Genomic DNA, 17,107 nt, shown 5'->3' on the forward strand with positions numbered 1-17,107 from the left:
CCTGGGCAGACGCGCTCGACTAGACGTTGAAGCGGAACTCCACGACGTCGCCGTCGGCCATGACGTAGTCCTTGCCCTCGATGCGCACCTTGCCGGCCGACTTGGCCGCGTTCATCGACCCGGCGGCGACGAGGTCGTCGAAGCTGACGACCTCGGCCTTGATGAAGCCGCGTTGGAAGTCGGTGTGGATGACGCCGGCCGCCTGCGGGGCGGTCCAACCCTTGCCGATGGTCCAGGCGCGCGACTCCTTCGGGCCGGCCGTCAGGTACGTCTGCAGCCCGAGGGTGTGGAACCCCTGCCGGGCCAGCTGGTCGAGCCCGGACTCCTCGGCGCCGAAGCTCTGCAGCATCTCGAGCGCCTCGTCGGGCTCCATCTCCATGAGGTCCATCTCGAGCTTCGCGTTGAGGAACACCGCGTCGGCGGGCGCGACAAGCTCGCGCAGTGACTCGTGCAACGCGGCATCCGCGAGCTGGTCCTCGTCAAGGTTGAACACGTAGATGAATGGCTTGGTCGTCAGCAGCCCGAGCGACTTGGCCTCGGTGAGGTCGACCCCCGCAGCGGCGCCGTGGCCGTAGAGCGTGTGACCCTCCTCGAGCACCTTCTGCGCGGCGAGCGCGTTCTCGAGGGTGGCCTTGCGGTCCTTGTTGATCCGCGCCTCCTTCTCGATGCGCGGCACGGCCTTCTCGAGGGTCTGCAGGTCGGCGAGGATCAGCTCGGTGTGGATGGTCTCGATGTCGCTGGCCGGGCTGACCTTGCCGTCGACGTGCACGACGTCGCCGTCTTCGAACGCGCGCACGACCTGGCAGATCGCGTCGGCCTCGCGGATGTTGGCGAGGAACTTGTTGCCCAGCCCCTCCCCCTCGCTCGCGCCGCGTACGATGCCGGCGATGTCGACGAAGCTCACCGTCGCGGGGAGGATCTTCTCGCTGTTGAAGATCGAGGCCAGCTCACCGAGCCTCGAGTCGGGCAGCGGCACGACCCCGACGTTCGGCTCGATCGTCGCGAACGGGTAGTTCGCGGCGAGCACGTTGTTCTTCGTCAGCGCGTTGAACAGGGTCGACTTGCCGACGTTGGGGAGACCGACGATTCCGATGGTGAGTGCCACGGTTGCAAGAGTCTAGTTGGCCGCACGCCCTCCCCCGACCAGCCCGGATGCCCGAGAGCCCGGTCGATCGGGCCGCCCTCCTTCGCGGTGGGCCGCGTCACCGGCCCCCGCACCGGCCCTGCGGCCCCCGGCCCAGCGGGTGCGAGCGCGATCAACTGGCCGATCAACCGACATTCGGTGTCGCCCTGGCAGCACCGGGTGCCAGCTGATCCGCCAGTTGATCTGCCGGCTGATGGGCTACAGCCCTGCCGGCGACCGCCGCAGCCGGTCGGTGCAGCTGTCAGCGGGAAGGGCGGTCGCGGTAGCCGCAGAGCTGGCGCGACTGGGCCACGAGGCGGCCCGTCGCGTCCCAGACCGTCGCGTCCTCCTCCATGAGCCCGCCGCCGACGTTCTGGCTGGTCAGCGCCACCTGCAGCCAGCCGGGGGCCGGACGACGGCGCACGTGACCGGTGAACTCGAGCGTCGGGGTCCAGCCCTGGAAGCCGAGGTCGAAGGCGACGGGCGGAAGCGCGTCGAGGGCCAGCACGAGCATGGTCGGGTCGGGCTCGCTGTCGTCGCGCATCCGCAGCCAGCCCCGGATCGAGCCCCGCCCCGACGGCCGGCCGGCCGCCCACCCCGCCGTGGCGGGGTCGAGGCGCAGGTCGAGCCGGTCGAGGAAGCGCATCTGCGCGAGGAACGACGGTGGGGCGTCCTGCGCCGAGAGGCATCGCTCGGGCGGGGGCATCTCGGGCGCTGCGGCCTCGCGCTCGAGCTCGGCCCCCTCGAGGTCGCCGAACGAGGCGAGGGCGCGCATCCGTTCGACGACGACACCGTCGGCACCGGGCTGGTGCACCGACACCTGGCCGGTCGAGAGGGTGCGCCCGCGCCGGACCACCTCGCTGGCGGTCGTGAACGGCCCGGGGCGGGCCGCGGTGAGGAAGTACGCGGAGATCGCGACCGGGTCGAGGTGATCGGTGTGCTCGTCGGTGTCGTGCCGCAGCCGGTGACCCAGGGCGGTGAGGGCAGAGGCCATCACGAGGCCGCCGTTGACGGCGTTGCCGATGACCCAGTCGTCGCTGAAGCGCCCGTGGTGCCGCCCGGGCTCGGTGCCGCGCCGGACCGTCACCGCGTCGTCGTACTCGCTCACGGCGACAGGTCTAGCAGAGGCGGGCGACATGGCCCGCGCCGTGTCGCGCCGTGTCGCTCTCCGGCGCTGTCGGTGGGCTCTGCGACGGTGTCGCCATGGACACCTCACCCGTCGCCACCGGGCTGGTCGCAGCGCTGCTCGGCCTGCTCGTCGGCGCGCTCGTGGCGTGGTCGTGGGCCCGGGCCTCGCTCGGCGTGCGCGCGGCGGCGGCCGAGGCGGAGGTCAGCGTGATGCGCGAGCGCGTGGCCGACCTCGAGGGCGGGCGCGAGGCCGACGACGCCACCGCGGCCCTGCTCGGCCCTCTGCGCGAGACCATCGGCCGGGTCGAGCAGCAGGTCGTCACCCTCGAGCGCGACCGGGTCGAGCAGTACGGCGAGCTCGGCGAGCGCCTCACCGCCGTCGGCCGCAGCACCGAGTCGCTGCTCCACGAGACCTCCTCGCTCGCGACCGCCCTCAACGCCTCGACGGTGCGCGGGGCGTGGGGCGAGGTGCAGCTACGCCGCGTGCTCGAGCTGTCGGGCCTGCTCGCGCGCTGCGACTTCGACGAGCAGGTGAGCGCGGTCAGCCGTCACGGTGTCCGCGTGAGGCCGGATGCCGTCGTCAACCTCCCGGGTGGTCGGCACGTCGTCGTCGACAGCAAGGCGCCGATGACCCACTTCCTGCAGGCGCACGGCGACACGGTCTCGCCGCAGGAGCGGGCCGAGCTGCTCGGCGCCCACGCCACCGCGCTGCGCCGACACGTCGAGTCGCTCGCCGGCAAGCAGTACTGGTCGGCCTTCGAGCGCTCGCCCGAGGTCGTCGTCTGCTTCGTGCCGGGCGAGGCCATCCTCGCCACCGCCCTCTCGGACGACCCGGGCCTCTACGAGCACGCTCTCTCACGCAAGGTCGTGCTCGCCTCGCCCGGCACGCTCTACGCCGTGCTGCGCACGGTCGGGGCCATCTGGCAGCAGGACGCCCTCGAGCAGAACGCCCGCGACCTGCTCGCCCTCGGCCGCGACCTGCACGACCGGCTCGGCACGCTCGGCGGGCACGTCACCGCCATGGGCACGTCGCTGACCCGGTCCGTCGAGCAGTACAACCGCTTCGTCGGCACCCTCGAGTCACGGGTGCTCGTCACCGCCCGGCGCCTGCACGAGCTGCACCTCGCCACTGAGGCACCGACGTCACCGTCGCCGCTCGAGGTCGGGGTGCGCCCGCTCAGCGCCGCCGAGCTCGTCGACGGCCTGGGGCGCGAGGAACGGGACGCCGCCTTCCTCGACGAGCAGCGCCCCGAGCCGGCTCGACGCGACGCGACCGGCTGATCAACCCGTCAGTGGAGCGAGCCGGCGTCCTCGAACGCGGCGTCGTGACGCACCTGACCGGCGTCCTCGCCCTTGCGGGCCTTGAGGTCGCGTCGCAGCTCGGTCGGCAGCGAGAAGAGCAGCGTCTCCTCGGCGGCGACGACCGCCTCGACGTCGGCGTAGCCCCGCTCGGCGAGCCACGTGAGCACGTCGCGCACGAGCACCTCGGGCACGCTCGCGCCCGAGGTGACTCCGACCGTCGAGACCCCCTCGAGCCAGGCCTCGTCGAGCTCGTCGGCGTAGTCGACGAGGTGACCGGCGCGGGCGCCGTGCTCGAGCGCGACCTCGACGAGGCGCACCGAGTTCGAGGAGTTGCGCGAGCCGACGACGATCATGAGGTCGGTGTCCTTCGCCATCTTCTTCACCGCGAGCTGGCGGTTCTGGGTGGCGTAGCAGATGTCGTCCGACGGCGGGCTCTGCAGCGCCGGGAAGCGCTGCTTGAGCCGGTCGACCGTCTCCATCGTCTCGTCGACCGACAGGGTCGTCTGCGAGAGCCACACGACCTTCTCGGGGTCGCGCACCGTCACGTTGTCGACGTCGTCGGGCCCGTCGACGAGAGTGACGTGGTCGGGCGCCTCACCGGCGGTGCCGACGACCTCCTCGTGGCCCTCGTGGCCGATGAGCAGGATGTCGTAGTCCTCGTCCGCGAACCGCACGGCCTCGCGGTGCACCTTGGTCACGAGCGGGCACGTCGCGTCGATGGTCTTGAGCGAGCGGGCCGCGGCCTCCTCGTGCACGACCGGCGCGACGCCATGGGCCGAGAAGATGACGGTGGCGCCCTCGGGCACCTCGTCGGTCTCGTCGACGAAGATCGCGCCGCGCCGCTCGAGGGTCTGCACGACGTGCTTGTTGTGCACGATCTGCTTGCGCACGTACACCGGGGCGCCGTAGAGCTCGAGCGCCTTCTCGACGGTGACGACCGCGCGGTCGACGCCGGCGCAGTACCCCCGGGGCGCCGCGAGCAGGACCTTCTTGGCGGGCGTCGTCTCGGCTGGCGTCGTCATGACCCCATCGTACGTGCGCCGGTGGCCGTCACCGGCTGCCTCTAGGGTGGCGCGGGTGAGCACCCAGGGCCCGCTGCCCGAGAAGGCGGCCGACACGAGCGCCGAGCAGCCGTGGCCGGTCCGGGTGCTCAGCCTCAAGATCAGCGACTACGTCGACCGCATGAGCCAGCTGTGGGTCGAGGGCCAGGTCGTCCAGCTCAACCCGCGGGGCGGCACCGCCTTCCTCACCCTGCGTGACCCCGACGTCGACATGTCGCTGTCGGTCTCGGTCCCGATGAACGCCGTCCGCGCCATGCCGATGCCGCTCACCCCCGGCGCCCGGGTCGTGCTGCAGGCGCGCCCCACCTTCTGGACCAAGCGGGGCACCCTGCAGCTCGAGGCCCGCCAGATCCGCCCCGTCGGCATCGGCGACCTCCTCGCGCGCATCGAGATCCTCGGCCGCACCCTCGCCGCCGAGGGCCTCTTCGACGACGACCGCAAGCGGCCGATCCCGTTCCTCCCCCGCTGCGTCGGTCTCGTCACGGGCCGCAGCTCGGCCGCCGAGCGCGACGTCGTCGAGAACGCCCGACGCCGGTGGCCCGCCGTGCGGTTCGAGGTGCGCGAGGTCGCCGTGCAGGGCACGAGCGCCGTCACCGAGGTCGTCGAGGCGCTCCGCGAGCTGGATGCCGACCGCGACGTCGACGTCATCGTGATCGCCCGCGGTGGCGGGGCCCTCGAGGAGCTGCTGCCGTTCTCGAACGAGGCCATGGTGCGGGCGGTCGCCGAGGCCCGCACCCCCGTCATCAGCGCCATCGGCCACGAGGTCGACCGGCCCCTGCTCGACCTCGTCGCCGACTGGCGCGCCTCGACCCCCACCGACGCGGGCAAGAAGGTCGTGCCCGACGCCGCCCACGAGCTCGCCCTCGTCACCGGCTCGCGCGACCGCATCGGCTCGGCCCTGCGCCGTCGCCTCGACGCCGAGCGGCGCGGCCTCGTCGCCACGACGTCACGGCCGGTCATGGCCGACCCGACAGCGGTCGTGCGCGCCCGCCGCGAGGAGCTGACCCACCTGCGGGCCCGCGCCGGTGACCGGCTGCAGGTGCGGCTGCACCGGGCCCTCGACCAGGTCGAGCACCTTCGACGCCAGGTGACGGCACTGTCGCCGCAGTCGACCCTCGAACGCGGCTACGCCGTCGTGCAGCACGCCGACGGCCGCATCGTCACCGACCAGCGCGACCTCGAGCCCGACGAGCTGCTCCGGGTGCGCGTCGCCCACGGCGACTTCGGCGTGCGCCCGGTGACCTCGGCCACGGCCGCGGCCACGGCCGCGAGCGCCGCCGGCAGCCCGTGACGCCCACCGACGGGGCCGTAGGGTGACGCCCATGCCGCGCGAGACGACCGACCGCCCCGACGCCGCCGTCGACGACGACTCCGTCGACGACCCGGCCGCCCGCGCCGACACCGACGCCGACGACGAGGCCACCGACGCGCCCGAGGCGGGCGGACCGGCATCCTTCCCCGACATCGCGGGTCTGCGCTACGAGCAGGCGCGCGAAGAGCTCGTCGGCATCGTCGCCACGCTCGAGGCCGGGCAGGCGCCGCTCGAGGACTCCATGCGGCTCTGGCGGCGCGGCGAGGCGCTGGCCGCGCACTGCGCCCAGTGGCTCGACGGCGCCCAGGCCGAGATCGAGCAGGCCACGGGCCGCGCGCGCTGAGCGCGGTCGGTCAGGAGTCGCTCGGGGTGACCGGGCGCAGCGCCGCGACGAACGCGGTCAGCTCGTCCTCGGTCGCGCTCGAGGTCGCCACGAGCGTCAGGGCCTTCTCGCCCTCGCCGCGCACGACGTAGCTGACCTGGCCGTCGGACGTGGTGTAGCGGTCGAAGGTGCGACCGGAGACCGTGCGCTCCCCCTCGCGAGCGCCGTCGGCGACCGACCGGGTCAGCCACACGTTCGTCGCGTCGGCCGCCTCCTTGAGGGCGATGTCGCCCCCGCCCGGCGCCTTCCACACGGTGGTGAACGTCTCGACCCCGTCGGTGCTCTTGGCGTACGTGGCGACGGTCGGGGTCCAGTCGGACCCGAGGCCTGCGGGCAGCTCGATCGCCCAGCCGGTCTGGGCCGCGGTCTGGCTCGCCTTGGCCGAGGCGTCGATCGCCGGTCGGTCGACCTGGCTGATGCGGGGCACCAGCGCGACGAGCAGCAGCACGAAGAACCCGATGGCGAGCATCGAGCGCAGCATGTTCGGCAGCGTGCCCATCGAGTAGCGGCTGCGCGGGGGCGCCGCGGCGGCGGGCTCGGGCTCACCCGGCGCCCGCAGCGCGGCGGGTCGCGAGGCGTCGGAGGTCGACGGGTCGGTCGGCAGGTCTGCCGCCACCGGGTCGGCCGCGTCGGGGGTCATGACCCCATCGTCGCGCAGCCACGGACGGCCACCAAACCGCGTCACCGCGCCCCGCTAGGCTGCGGGGCACTCGACCGCGTCTGGAGGACCGATGAAGAACCCCAGCAAGCCCGACCGCAACCTCGCCCTCGAGCTCGTGAGGGTCACCGAGGCGGCCGCGATGGCCGGCGGTCGCTGGGTGGGGCGCGGTGAGAAGAACATCGCCGACGGCGCCGCCGTCGAGGCGATGCGGGCCATGATCTCGACGGTCAGCATGCGCGGAACCGTCGTCATCGGCGAGGGCGAGAAGGACAACGCCCCCATGCTCTTCAACGGCGAGGTGGTCGGCGACGGCACCGGGCCCGAGGTCGACGTGGCCGTCGACCCCATCGACGGCACGACCCTCACCGCCAAGGGCATGAACAACGCGGTCGCCGTCATGGCCGTGGCCGACCGGGGCGCGATGTACGACCCCTCGGCCGTGTTCTACATGGACAAGCTCGCGACCGGCCCCGACGCCGCCGACGTCGTCGACATCCGCCTCCCCGTGGCCGAGAACATCCGCCGGGTCGCCAAGGCCAAGCACGAGACCCCCGCCGACGTCACCGTCATGATCCTCGACCGCCCCCGCCACGAGCGGCTCGCGGAAGAGGTGCGCGAGGCCGGCGCGCGCATCCGCTACATCGTCGACGGCGACGTCGCGGGCGCCGTCATGGCCGCCCGCCCCGGCACCGGCGTCGACCTGCTGCTCGGCATCGGCGGCACCCCCGAGGGCATCATCACCGCCTGCGCCATCAAGTGCACCGGCGGCGTCATCCAGGGCCGGCTCTGGCCCAAGGACGACGCCGAGCGGCAGAAGGCGCTCGACGCGGGCCACGACCTCGACCGTGTCCTGTCGACCGAGGACCTCGTCCGTGGCGACTGCTTCTTCGTCGCGACCGGCATCACCGACGGCGAGCTGCTGCGCGGCGTGCGCTACGGCGCGAAGTCGGCCCGCACCAACTCCCTCGTCATGCGCTCGCGCAGCGGCACCATCCGCACCATCGAGAGCGAGCACCGCTTCGACCGGCCCGGCTGGTTCGGCAGCACCGACATGATGGATGCCGGCCGGTGACGACGCCCGCGGACAGCACCCCCACCCTCGTCGTCGGTGAGGCCCTCGTCGACGCCGTGAGCAAGCCCGCCCCCGACGGCAGCGACACCGACACGCAGGAGCACGTCGGTGGCAGCCCCGCCAACGTCGCCTTCGGCCTCGCCGCCCTCGGCCACCGCACCGACCTCGCCACGTGGATCGCCACCGACGAGCGCGGTCGGCGCATCGAGGAGGTCTGCGAGCGCCGCGGGGTCCGCCTGACGCCGGGCTCGCAGGGCGCGCCGTTCACGTCGGTCGCCCACGCGCGCTTGGACCCCACCGGAGCCGCGACGTACGTCTTCGACCTCGAGTGGCAGCTGGCCGCCGTCCCCGACCTCGGCGGCTACGGCCACGTCCACACCGGCAGCATCGCCGCCGTGCTCGAGCCCGGGGGCAGCGCCGTGCGACGCACGATCGAGGCCGCCCGCGCGACGGCGACCGTGTCGTACGACCCCAACGCCCGCCCGTCGCTCATGGGCCATCCCGACCAGGCCCGCCGCACCATCGAGGCGACCATCGCCCTCGCCGACGTCGTCAAGCTCAGCGACGAGGACATCGCCTGGCTCTGCCCCGGTGAGGACGTCGACGACGTCCTCACCGCCTGGGGTGCGCTCGGCCCGGCCGTGCTCGTCGTCACCCGCGGCGGCGAGGGCGCGCAGGTCCGCGTCACGCGCACCGCCGAGTCGCGCTCGCTGCCGGCCCCCGGCGTGACCGTGGTCGACACCGTCGGCGCCGGCGACTCCTTCATGGCCGGCCTCGTCTCGGGGCTGCTGGATGCCGGTCTGCTCGGTGGGCCGTCCGCGCGGACCGCGCTGCGCGCCGCCTCCCTCTACGACGTGCTCCCCGCCGTCGAGCGCGCCCTGACGACCGGGGCCCGCACGGTCGAGCGGGCCGGCGCGCACGCGCCCGGCCGCGCCGACCTCGCCTGACGGCGCCTGACCGAACCCGCCCGACCCCGCCCGCGGGGCGGCGCCGTCCGCGCCCGCTTGCCCGTGCCGGCATCCGATGGCGACATTGTTGTGGCTTCGTCACTCCCACCCCACCGACAACGGTGGACCACCACCTCCGGAGGCGGTAGGAATGGGGCACCTGGGCGGCGAGTACCGCCGGGTAGCGGGGGGACGCAGAACTCGACGACGAGGAGCAACCATGACCAGAATGCCGAGACGGGCTCTCATGGCGGGGGGCGCGGTCGTCGCCACCGCCGCCCTGCTGTCCGGCTGTCTGCAGAACCCGAACGCCGGCAGCGGCTCGGGCGGCGGCGGCGGGGGCAACGCCTTCGTCGACGGCGGGACCGCCGACGGCGACAAAGTCGTCACCATCCTCGGCGCCTTCGGTGGCGACGAGGAGAAGAACTTCAACGCCTCGCTGGCCGAGTTCGAGAAGAGCAGCGGCATCGACGTGCAGTACACGTCGGACCAGGACTTCACGACGACGATCAAGCAGAAGGTCGGCTCGGGCGACTCCCCCGACATCGGCCTGTTCCCCCAGCCGGGCGGTCTGCTCGAGTTCGCGGCGCAGAACAAGATCCAGCCGATCGACAGCTACCTCGACTACGACAAGCTTCAGGGCACGCTGCTGCCCGGGTTCCTCGACGCCGGCCGCTACAAGGGCCGCGTCTACGGTGCCCCGATGCGCAACGCGGTCAAGAGCATCGTCTGGTACCCGAAGGCGGCCTACGACAAGGCCGGCTACGAGAAGGAGCCGTCCTCGATCCAGGACCTCCAGAAGAACGTCGCCGACAAGATCGAGGCGAGCGGGACCACGCCGTGGTGCATCGGCTGGGAGTCCGACCAGGCCACGGGCTGGGTCGGCACCGACTGGGTCGAGGAGCTCGTCCTGCGCATGTGGGGCCCGTCGGTCTACGACGACTGGACCTCGCATCGCATCCCGTTCAACGACGAGCGCATCGTGAAGTCGCTCGACGAGGCGGCGAAGTTCAACAAGGACCCGAAGATGGTGCTCGGCGGCACGAAGGGAGTGCTCAACACGGCCTTCGGCGACGCGATGACGCCGGCGTTCCAGAACCCGCCGAAGTGCATGCTGCACCGCCAGGGCAACTTCGCCACGACGTTCTACCCCAAGAACGTCCAGGCCGACCTCGACGGCACCGTCGGCATCTTCGTCTTCCCGAAGTTCGAGGGCGGCTACGACGGTCAGGCCATCCTCGGCGGCGGTGACCTCGCGGGCCTCTTCAACGGCAACGATGAGGACTCCAAGAAGGTCATGGAGTTCCTCACCTCCGACAAGTTCGGCGGCCCGTGGGCCAAGGCCGGTGGCTGGCTCTCGCCGCACAAGACGTTCGACGTCAGCAACTACCCGAACCAGACCACGAAGGACATCGCCGACATCGCCAACAAGGCGAGCGTGCTGCGCTTCGACGGCTCGGACCTCATGCCCAAGGCGGTCGGCTCGGGCACCTTCTGGACCGAGATGGTCAAGTGGGAGAACGGGCAGAGCTCGCAGCAGACGGCCGACAACATCGAGGCAAGCTGGCCCAAGTCATGAGCACGAGCGTGCGCGCGGCAGCGCCGCGCCAGAAGATGCGCGCCGACGACGACCTCGGGGCGAACCTGCGGCTCAACCCGGCCAAGGTCGCGATCGGGCTGCTCGGCATGGTCGTCGTCGTATGGGCGCTGGCGAACCTCTTCCTCGCCTTCGGGTACTACCCGCAGTGGTTCGGCAACAAGGTCGTCATCGGCCTGCTCGCCATCATCGGTGGGGTCGGCGGCGCCGCGGTGCTGTTCTTCTTCCTCAACATGTTCGTCGAGGGGCTACCGCAGCGACTGTCCGAAGGCGTGATCCCCTACGCCTTCCTGCTGCCCGGTCTCGGGCTCGTCGGGCTCATGCTCATCTACCCGACCTTCCAGACCATCAACTACTCGTTCGCCAACTCCGACAGCACGGCCTACATCGGGTTGCAGAACTACAAGACGATCTTCAGCGACAGCGAGTTCTGGAGCTCGATCGTCAACAACGTGCTGTGGCTGCTCATCGTGCCGGCGGTCACGGTGGCCCTCGGCATCATGGTGGCCGTGCTGGCCGACAAGCTGTCGGCCACGGGCGAGAAGGTGGCCAAGAGCCTGATCTTCCTGCCGATGGCCATCTCGTTCGTCGGTGCCACGGCCATCTGGGGCCTGATCTACGCCTACAACAACCCGGGTCAGACGCAGACCGGCCTGCTCAACGCCATCGTCGTCGGGCTCGGCGGCGAGCCGCAGACCTGGCTGCAGATCAGCACGGCGAAGCTCAACTCGATCCTGCTCATGGTCATCCTGGTCTGGCTGCAGGTCGGGTTCTCGATGGTGCTGCTCAGCTCGGCCATCAAGGGCGTCCCCGAGGACACCCTCGAGGCGGCCCGCATCGACGGGGCCAGTGAGGTGCAGATCTTCTTCCGCGTCATCATCCCGCAGATCCGCGGCACGATCATCACGGTCTTCGTCACCGTCTTCATCCTCGTGCTCAAGGTGTTCGACCTCGTCTACGTCACGACGAACGGCTCCTACGGCACGAACGTCATCGCGAACCTGTTCTTCAACAAGCTGTTCGCCGCGAGCGAGGCCGGTCAGGCCACGGCCATCGTCGTCGTGCTGCTCCTCGCCGTCACCCCGCTGATCTGGTTCCAGATCCGCCACTTCAAGGAAGAGGAGGCCTCGCGATGAGCCGCACGCTCATGAAGGACGGGCGGCCCCGCAGCCCGTTCTCGATGGTCACGATGACCATCCTCGCGCTGCTGTGGACCCTGCCCACCCTCGGCCTGCTCGTCACCTCGTTCCGCAGCCGCGACGACGCGGCCGCCTCCGGCTGGTGGAGCGCGATCTTCAACCCGTTCGGCGCCGACTGGACGACGAGCAACTACCAGGGCGTCTGGGGCGGTCAGGACTTCGCGACCGGGTTCATCAACAGCATCGTCATCGCGGTGCCGGCGACCCTGATCCCGATCATGTTCGCCGCCTTCGCGGCCTACGCGTTCACCTTCATGGACTTCCCGTTCAAGGAGTTCTTCTTCCTGCTCATCATCGCCGTCATGGTGGTGCCCATCCAGGTCGCGTTCCAGCCGATGCTCAACTTCCTCGGCCCGCGCGGTCTCGGCATCTCGGGGCAGTACATCGCGGTGTGGCTGCTTCACACCGGGTTCGGCATGCCGCTGTGCATCTACACGCTGCGCAACTACATGAGCACCCTGCCGCGCAGCGTCGTCGAGTCGGCGAAGATCGACGGCTGCACCCACTTCCAGACCTTCTGGCGCCTCGTGGCCCCGATGTCGATCCCCGCCATCGCCGCCTTTGCGACGCTGCAGTTCCTCTGGGTCTGGAACGACCTGCTCATCGCCAAGCTGTTCCTGCGCTCGGAGAACACGACGGTCATCGTCAAGCTGCAGCAGCTGCTGGGCACGCAGGGCCAGGGCGCCGAGCTGCTGACGGCCGGCGCGTTCATCTCGATCATCGTGCCGATGATCGTGTTCTTCACCCTGCAGCGGTTCATGATCCGGGGCATGACCTCGGGCGCCGTCAAGGGCTGACGCCCACTCGCGGCACACCCACGGCACCCTCGCGGACCACGCGAGGCCCGCACACGGCATCCCCCTCGGCGTTCACTACGCTGGGGGGGATTTCGTGTGTGTGGAGGAGTGAGCGCGTGACCAGCTTCGAGTACGAGGACCTGCTGCCGATCGGGTCCGACGAGACCCCCTACCGTCGCCTGACGACCGAGGGCGTGCGCACCGTCGAGGGGCCGGGCGGGCGCACCTTCCTCGAGGTCGACGACGAGGCGCTGCGGTTGCTCACCGAGACCGCGATGCACGACATCGCCCACTACCTGCGCCCCGGGCACCTGCAGCAGCTGCGGAACATCCTCGAGGACCCCGAGGCGAGCAACAACGACAAGTTCGTCGCCCTCGACCTGCTCAAGAACGCGAACATCGCCGCGGGCGGTGTGCTGCCGATGTGCCAGGACACCGGCACCGCCATCGTCATGGGCAAGCGCGGCCAGCACGTGCTGACCACCGGCACCGACGAGCGCGCCGTCAGCGAGGGCGTGGGCGACGCCTACACCCGGCTCAACCTGCGCTACTCGCAGATGGCGCCGCTGACGATGTGGGACGAGCGCAACACCGGCAGCAACCTGCCCGCCCAGGTCGAGCTCTACGCCGACACCGCGCCCGGTCACGAGGCGCAGTACAAGTTCCTCTTCATGGCCAAGGGCGGCGGCTCGGCGAACAAGAGCTTCCTCTACCAGGAGACGAAGGCGATCCTCAACGAAGGGGCCATGCTGCGCTTCCTCGACGAGAAGCTGCGCTCGCTCGGCACCGCGGCCTGCCCGCCGTACCACCTCGCCATCGTCATCGGCGGCACGAGCGCAGAGTTCGCCCTCAAGACGGCGAAGTACGCGTCGGCCAAGTACCTCGACACCCTACCCACGACCGGCTCGCCCACGGCCCACGGGTTCCGCGACACCGAGCTCGAGGAGAAGGTGCTCGAGCTGACCCGGCAGTTCGGCATCGGCGCGCAGTTCGGCGGCAAGTACTTCTGCCACGACGTGCGCGTCGTGCGCCTCCCCCGCCACGGCGCCAGCCTGCCCGTGGCCATCGCGGTCTCGTGCTCGGCCGACCGCCAGTGCCTCGGCAAGATCACCCCCGAGGGCGTCTTCATCGAGCAGCTCGAGACAGACCCCGCGCGCTTCCTGCCGGATGCCGGGAGCGTCGACCTGGGCGACCACGAGGACGACGCGGTCGGCGTGAGCTCGACGAGCCGCAACGTCGTCGTCAAGGTCGATCTCAACCAGCCGATGGACGACATCCTCGCCGAGCTTTCACGGCATCCGGTCAAGACCCGCCTGTCGCTCACGGGCCCGCTCGTCGTCGCCCGCGACATCGCGCACGCCAAGATCAAGGAGCGCCTCGACGCGGGCGAGCCGATGCCGCAGTACCTGCGCGACCACCCCGTGTACTACGCCGGCCCCGCCAAGACCCCCGAGGGGATGCCGTCGGGCTCGTTCGGGCCCACGACCGCCGGGCGCATGGACAGCTACGTCGAGCAGTTCCAGGCCGCCGGCGGCAGCAAGGTCATGCTCGCCAAGGGCAACCGCAGCCAGCAGGTGACCGACGCGTGCGCGAGCCACGGCGGGTTCTACCTCGGCTCCATCGGCGGCCCCGCCGCCCGACTGGCCCAGGACTGCATCCGCCACGTCGAGGTGCTCGAGTACGAGGAGCTCGGCATGGAGGCGGTGTGGAAGATCGACGTCGAGGACTTCCCGGCCTTCATCGTCGTCGACGACAAGGGCCACGACTTCTTCGCCGACGTGAGCAAGCCCGTGGCCTTCACCATCGAGAAGCGGCCCGGGCTCTGACCCCGGCCCGAGCTGCGGCCCGCGGGCCGCGGAGAGGTGTGCGCATGACCGAGACCCCGACGACCCCGACGGCCCCCACTGAGGGCGGCGGCTTCGACGACCTGCTCGAGGCCAACCGCGCCTTCGCGGCCGACTTCCACCTCGGCGGCTTCGACGGCATCGCCCGGCGTGGCGTCGCCCTCGTGACGTGCATGGACTCGCGCATCGACCCGCTGGGCATGCTGGGCCTGTCCCCCGGCGACGCGAAGATCTTCCGCAACCCCGGGGGGCGGGTCACCGACGCCGCTCTCGAGGCGCTCGTGCTCGCGACGCACCTGCTGGGCGTCGACCGCGTGCTCGTCGTGCCGCACACGCGCTGCGCCGTCGCCTCCAACTCGGAGGCCGAGCTGCGCGAGCGGGTGGGCCAGAGCGCCGGCGCCGACGCGACGTGGATGAGCTTCGGCGTCATCACCGACCAGCGCCGTGCCCTGCGCGAGGACCTCGCCCGGGTGCGTAGCCACCCGCTCACCAAGGAGGGCACCCTCGTCGGGGGCTTCCTCTACGACGTCGACTCGGGCCTGCTCGAGCCCGTCGACTGAGCCCGTCGACCGGGTCGGGCGGGTGCGGCCGGGCTCAGAGCGCGAGCTCGGCCTGCACGACGCCGACGAGCCGGTGCGCGACCTCCGTGGCCTGCTGCTCGTCGGCGGCCTCGACCATGACGCGCACGACGGGCTCGGTGCCCGACTTGCGCAGCAGCACGCGGCCGGTGTCGCCCAGCTCGTTCTCGGCGGCGGTGACGGCGTCGGACACGACGGTGCTGCTCTCGAGGCGCGCCTTGTCGACGTCGGGGACGTTGACGAGCACCTGCGGGAAGTGGCTCATGATGGCGGCCAGCTCGGCGAGCGACCTGCCCGTGGCGGCCATGCGGGCCGCGAGCATGAGGCCGGTGAGGGTCCCGTCGCCGGTCGTGCCGTGGTCGAGCATGACGACGTGGCCCGACTGCTCGCCGCCGAGCGAGTAGCCACCCTCGTTCATGCCCTCGAGCACGTAGCGGTCACCGACCGCGGTCTGCAGCACGGTGATGCCGTGCTCGTCGAGGGCCCGGATCATGCCGAGGTTCGACATCACGGTGGCCACGAGGGTGTCGTGACGAAGCCGACCGGCATCCTTGAGGGCGACGGCGAGGATGGCCATGATCTGGTCACCGTCGACGAGACGGCCGTCGGCGTCGACCGCGAGGCACCGGTCGGCGTCGCCGTCGAGGGCGATGCCGACGTCGGCGCCCGCCGCGACGACGGCCTGCTGGAGTCCACCGATGTGGGTCGAGCCGCAGTCCTCGTTGATGTTCTCGCCGTTGGGGTCGGCCCCGATGACGGTGACCCGGGCCCCGGCGGCCTCGAAGGCGGCGGGGGCCACGACCGCGGCGGCGCCGTTGGCTGCGTCGATGACGACGTGGAGGCCCTCGAGACGGTGGGGCAGCACGCCGAGCAGGTGCGCGACGTAGCGGTCGGCGCCGTCGACGAAGGGGGTGATACGGCCGACGCCGGTGCCGACAGGGCGCTCCCAGTCGGCGCGCAGGCGCTTCTCGATGCGGTCCTCGAGCTCGTCGGCGAGCTTGTGCCCGCCGCGGGCGAAGAACTTGATGCCGTTGTCGGGCATGGGGTTGTGCGAGGCGCTGAGCATGGCGCCGAGGTCGGCCTCCTGCTCGGCGACGAGGAAGGCGATGGCGGGGGTCGGCAGCACCCCGGCGTCGCGCACGTCGACGCCGGCCGACGCGAGGCCGGCGACGGTCGCGGCGGAGAGGAACTCGCCGGACGCACGCGGGTCACGGCCCACGACGGCGACGGGCCGGTGGCCCTGGAACTCCCCCACCTCGGCGAGGACGTGGGCCGCCGCCACGGAGAGGTCGAGCGCGAGCTCGGCCGTGATGTCCCTGTTCGCCAGGCCGCGCACCCCGTCGGTGCCGAAGAGTCGAGCCACGCCTACGCCTTCCGGTGGCCCTCGACGGGCCGTGCTCAGTGTTCGCTGGGCCGGGGCGGGCGCCCGGGCCGACTGCTCGGACGACGATACAACCCCGGTCCCGGGGGCGTCGGACCCGTCGTGGTCCGACACGACGTCGGCCCCCGAGCGGTGCTCGGGGGCCGACGTGACGGGCTTCAGCCAGGCTGGCAGTGAGCGACCTCGTCGCTCGGCGCCAGCCGACGCATCAGCGCTTGGAGTACTGCGGGGCCTTGCGGGCCTTCTTGAGACCGGCCTTCTTGCGCTCGGGCACGCGGGCGTCGCGGGTGAGGAAGCCGGCCTTCTTCAGGGCGGGACGGTTCAGCTCCTCGTCGACCCCGTTGAGTGAGCGGGCCACGCCGAGGCGCACCGCGCCGGCCTGGCCGGAGGGGCCACCGCCGTGCACGCGCACGAGCACGTCGTACGAGCCGTCGAGCTCGAGCAGCGTCAGGGGCTCCTTGACGATCTGCTGGTGCACCTTGTTCGGGAAGTAGGCGTCGAGGGTGCGGCCGTTGATCTTCCACTCACCCGTGCCGGGGACGATGCGCACGCGGGCGATGGCCTGCTTGCGACGGCCGGTGGCGGCGCCGGGGGTTGAGACCTGGCGGCTGCGGCGGGTCTCGCCGCCGACCGACGAGTCGGTCTCGGTCGTGTACTCGGTCAGCTCGGGCTCGTCGGTGTCGAGCACGGCCTCGTTGGCGATGTCAGTCATGATGGGTGTCG

The 17,107-nt window shown here is 71.5% G+C and carries 16 protein-coding genes; 10 read left to right on the forward strand and 6 right to left on the reverse strand.

All coding sequences use genetic code 11. The features are described from left to right. Positions 1 to 19 precede the first annotated feature (19 nt). Positions 20 to 1,105, reverse strand: a complete 1,086-nt coding sequence (ychF, locus tag DFJ68_RS10640) for a redox-regulated ATPase YchF (RefSeq protein WP_121033055.1) — start codon at positions 1,103 to 1,105, stop codon at positions 20 to 22. A gap of 280 nt (positions 1,106 to 1,385) precedes the next feature. After that, the gene (locus DFJ68_RS10645; RefSeq protein WP_211333337.1) at positions 1,386 to 2,231 is read right to left on the reverse strand and encodes a thioesterase family protein; all 846 of its coding nucleotides are present in this window, start codon (positions 2,229 to 2,231) and stop codon (positions 1,386 to 1,388) included. Between the two features lie 95 nt (positions 2,232 to 2,326). Here DFJ68_RS10645 and DFJ68_RS10650 point away from each other — a divergent pair, with 95 nt between their 5' ends. Beyond that, positions 2,327 to 3,532: a DNA recombination protein RmuC gene (locus tag DFJ68_RS10650; RefSeq protein ID WP_121033059.1), complete on the forward strand. Its 1,206-nt coding sequence runs from the start codon at positions 2,327 to 2,329 to the stop codon at positions 3,530 to 3,532. An 8-nt stretch (positions 3,533 to 3,540) separates the two neighbouring features. Here DFJ68_RS10650 and DFJ68_RS10655 read toward each other — a convergent pair whose 3' ends face one another. Next, positions 3,541 to 4,575, reverse strand: coding sequence for a 4-hydroxy-3-methylbut-2-enyl diphosphate reductase (locus tag DFJ68_RS10655; protein WP_121033061.1), 1,035 nt, complete (start codon positions 4,573 to 4,575; stop codon positions 3,541 to 3,543). Between the two features lie 55 nt (positions 4,576 to 4,630). Here DFJ68_RS10655 and xseA point away from each other — a divergent pair, with 55 nt between their 5' ends. Beyond that, entirely contained in the window at positions 4,631 to 5,905 is a 1,275-nt protein-coding gene (gene xseA, locus DFJ68_RS10660) for an exodeoxyribonuclease VII large subunit (RefSeq protein WP_245963589.1), read from the forward strand. A 31-nt stretch (positions 5,906 to 5,936) separates the two neighbouring features. Further along, on the forward strand, positions 5,937 to 6,269 hold the full coding sequence (locus DFJ68_RS19085) for an exodeoxyribonuclease VII small subunit (protein WP_121033065.1): 333 nt from the start codon (positions 5,937 to 5,939) through the stop codon (positions 6,267 to 6,269). A 10-nt stretch (positions 6,270 to 6,279) separates the two neighbouring features. On the opposite strand, the gene DFJ68_RS10670 is transcribed toward DFJ68_RS19085, so the two are convergent. Further along, positions 6,280 to 6,948: a DUF4245 domain-containing protein gene (locus DFJ68_RS10670; protein WP_121033067.1), complete on the reverse strand. Its 669-nt coding sequence runs from the start codon at positions 6,946 to 6,948 to the stop codon at positions 6,280 to 6,282. 91 nt (positions 6,949 to 7,039) lie between these two features. Here DFJ68_RS10670 and glpX point away from each other — a divergent pair, with 91 nt between their 5' ends. The 7 genes from glpX (at position 7,040) to DFJ68_RS10705 (ending at position 14,985) form a co-directional block, all read left to right on the forward strand. Further along, positions 7,040 to 8,041, forward strand: a complete 1,002-nt coding sequence (gene glpX, locus DFJ68_RS10675) for a class II fructose-bisphosphatase (RefSeq protein WP_121033069.1) — start codon at positions 7,040 to 7,042, stop codon at positions 8,039 to 8,041. Further along, a complete protein-coding gene (locus tag DFJ68_RS10680; protein ID WP_121033071.1) occupies positions 8,038 to 8,988 on the forward strand; it encodes a PfkB family carbohydrate kinase in 951 nt (316 codons plus the stop codon). The genes glpX and DFJ68_RS10680 overlap by 4 nt, the downstream gene beginning before the upstream one ends. 229 nt (positions 8,989 to 9,217) lie before the next feature. Beyond that, positions 9,218 to 10,567: an ABC transporter substrate-binding protein gene (locus DFJ68_RS10685; protein WP_338067417.1), complete on the forward strand. Its 1,350-nt coding sequence runs from the start codon at positions 9,218 to 9,220 to the stop codon at positions 10,565 to 10,567. Continuing rightward, the gene (locus DFJ68_RS10690) at positions 10,564 to 11,721 is read left to right on the forward strand and encodes a carbohydrate ABC transporter permease (protein WP_245963590.1); all 1,158 of its coding nucleotides are present in this window, start codon (positions 10,564 to 10,566) and stop codon (positions 11,719 to 11,721) included. Before DFJ68_RS10685 ends, DFJ68_RS10690 begins: the two co-directional genes overlap by 4 nt. Next, entirely contained in the window at positions 11,718 to 12,581 is an 864-nt protein-coding gene (locus DFJ68_RS10695; protein WP_211333339.1) for a carbohydrate ABC transporter permease, read from the forward strand. Before DFJ68_RS10690 ends, DFJ68_RS10695 begins: the two co-directional genes overlap by 4 nt. A gap of 116 nt (positions 12,582 to 12,697) precedes the next feature. Next, positions 12,698 to 14,407, forward strand: a complete 1,710-nt coding sequence (locus DFJ68_RS10700; RefSeq protein ID WP_121033078.1) for a fumarate hydratase — start codon at positions 12,698 to 12,700, stop codon at positions 14,405 to 14,407. A 44-nt stretch (positions 14,408 to 14,451) separates the two neighbouring features. After that, positions 14,452 to 14,985: a beta-class carbonic anhydrase gene (locus DFJ68_RS10705; protein WP_121033080.1), complete on the forward strand. Its 534-nt coding sequence runs from the start codon at positions 14,452 to 14,454 to the stop codon at positions 14,983 to 14,985. 34 nt (positions 14,986 to 15,019) lie between these two features. On the opposite strand, the gene glmM is transcribed toward DFJ68_RS10705, so the two are convergent. Together glmM and rpsI are read right to left on the reverse strand one after the other, a co-directional pair. Continuing rightward, positions 15,020 to 16,366, reverse strand: coding sequence for a phosphoglucosamine mutase (glmM, locus tag DFJ68_RS10710; protein WP_121033081.1), 1,347 nt, complete (start codon positions 16,364 to 16,366; stop codon positions 15,020 to 15,022). Positions 16,367 to 16,592: 226 nt separating this feature from the next. Further along, positions 16,593 to 17,096 (reverse strand): 30S ribosomal protein S9, encoded by a 504-nt coding sequence (rpsI, locus tag DFJ68_RS10715; RefSeq protein ID WP_121033083.1) that lies wholly within the window; start codon positions 17,094 to 17,096, stop codon positions 16,593 to 16,595. Positions 17,097 to 17,107 lie beyond the last annotated feature (11 nt).

The sequence above is a fragment of the Terracoccus luteus genome (assembly GCF_003635045.1).
In the GTDB taxonomy this organism is placed as follows: Bacteria; Actinomycetota; Actinomycetes; order Actinomycetales; family Dermatophilaceae; genus Terracoccus; species Terracoccus luteus.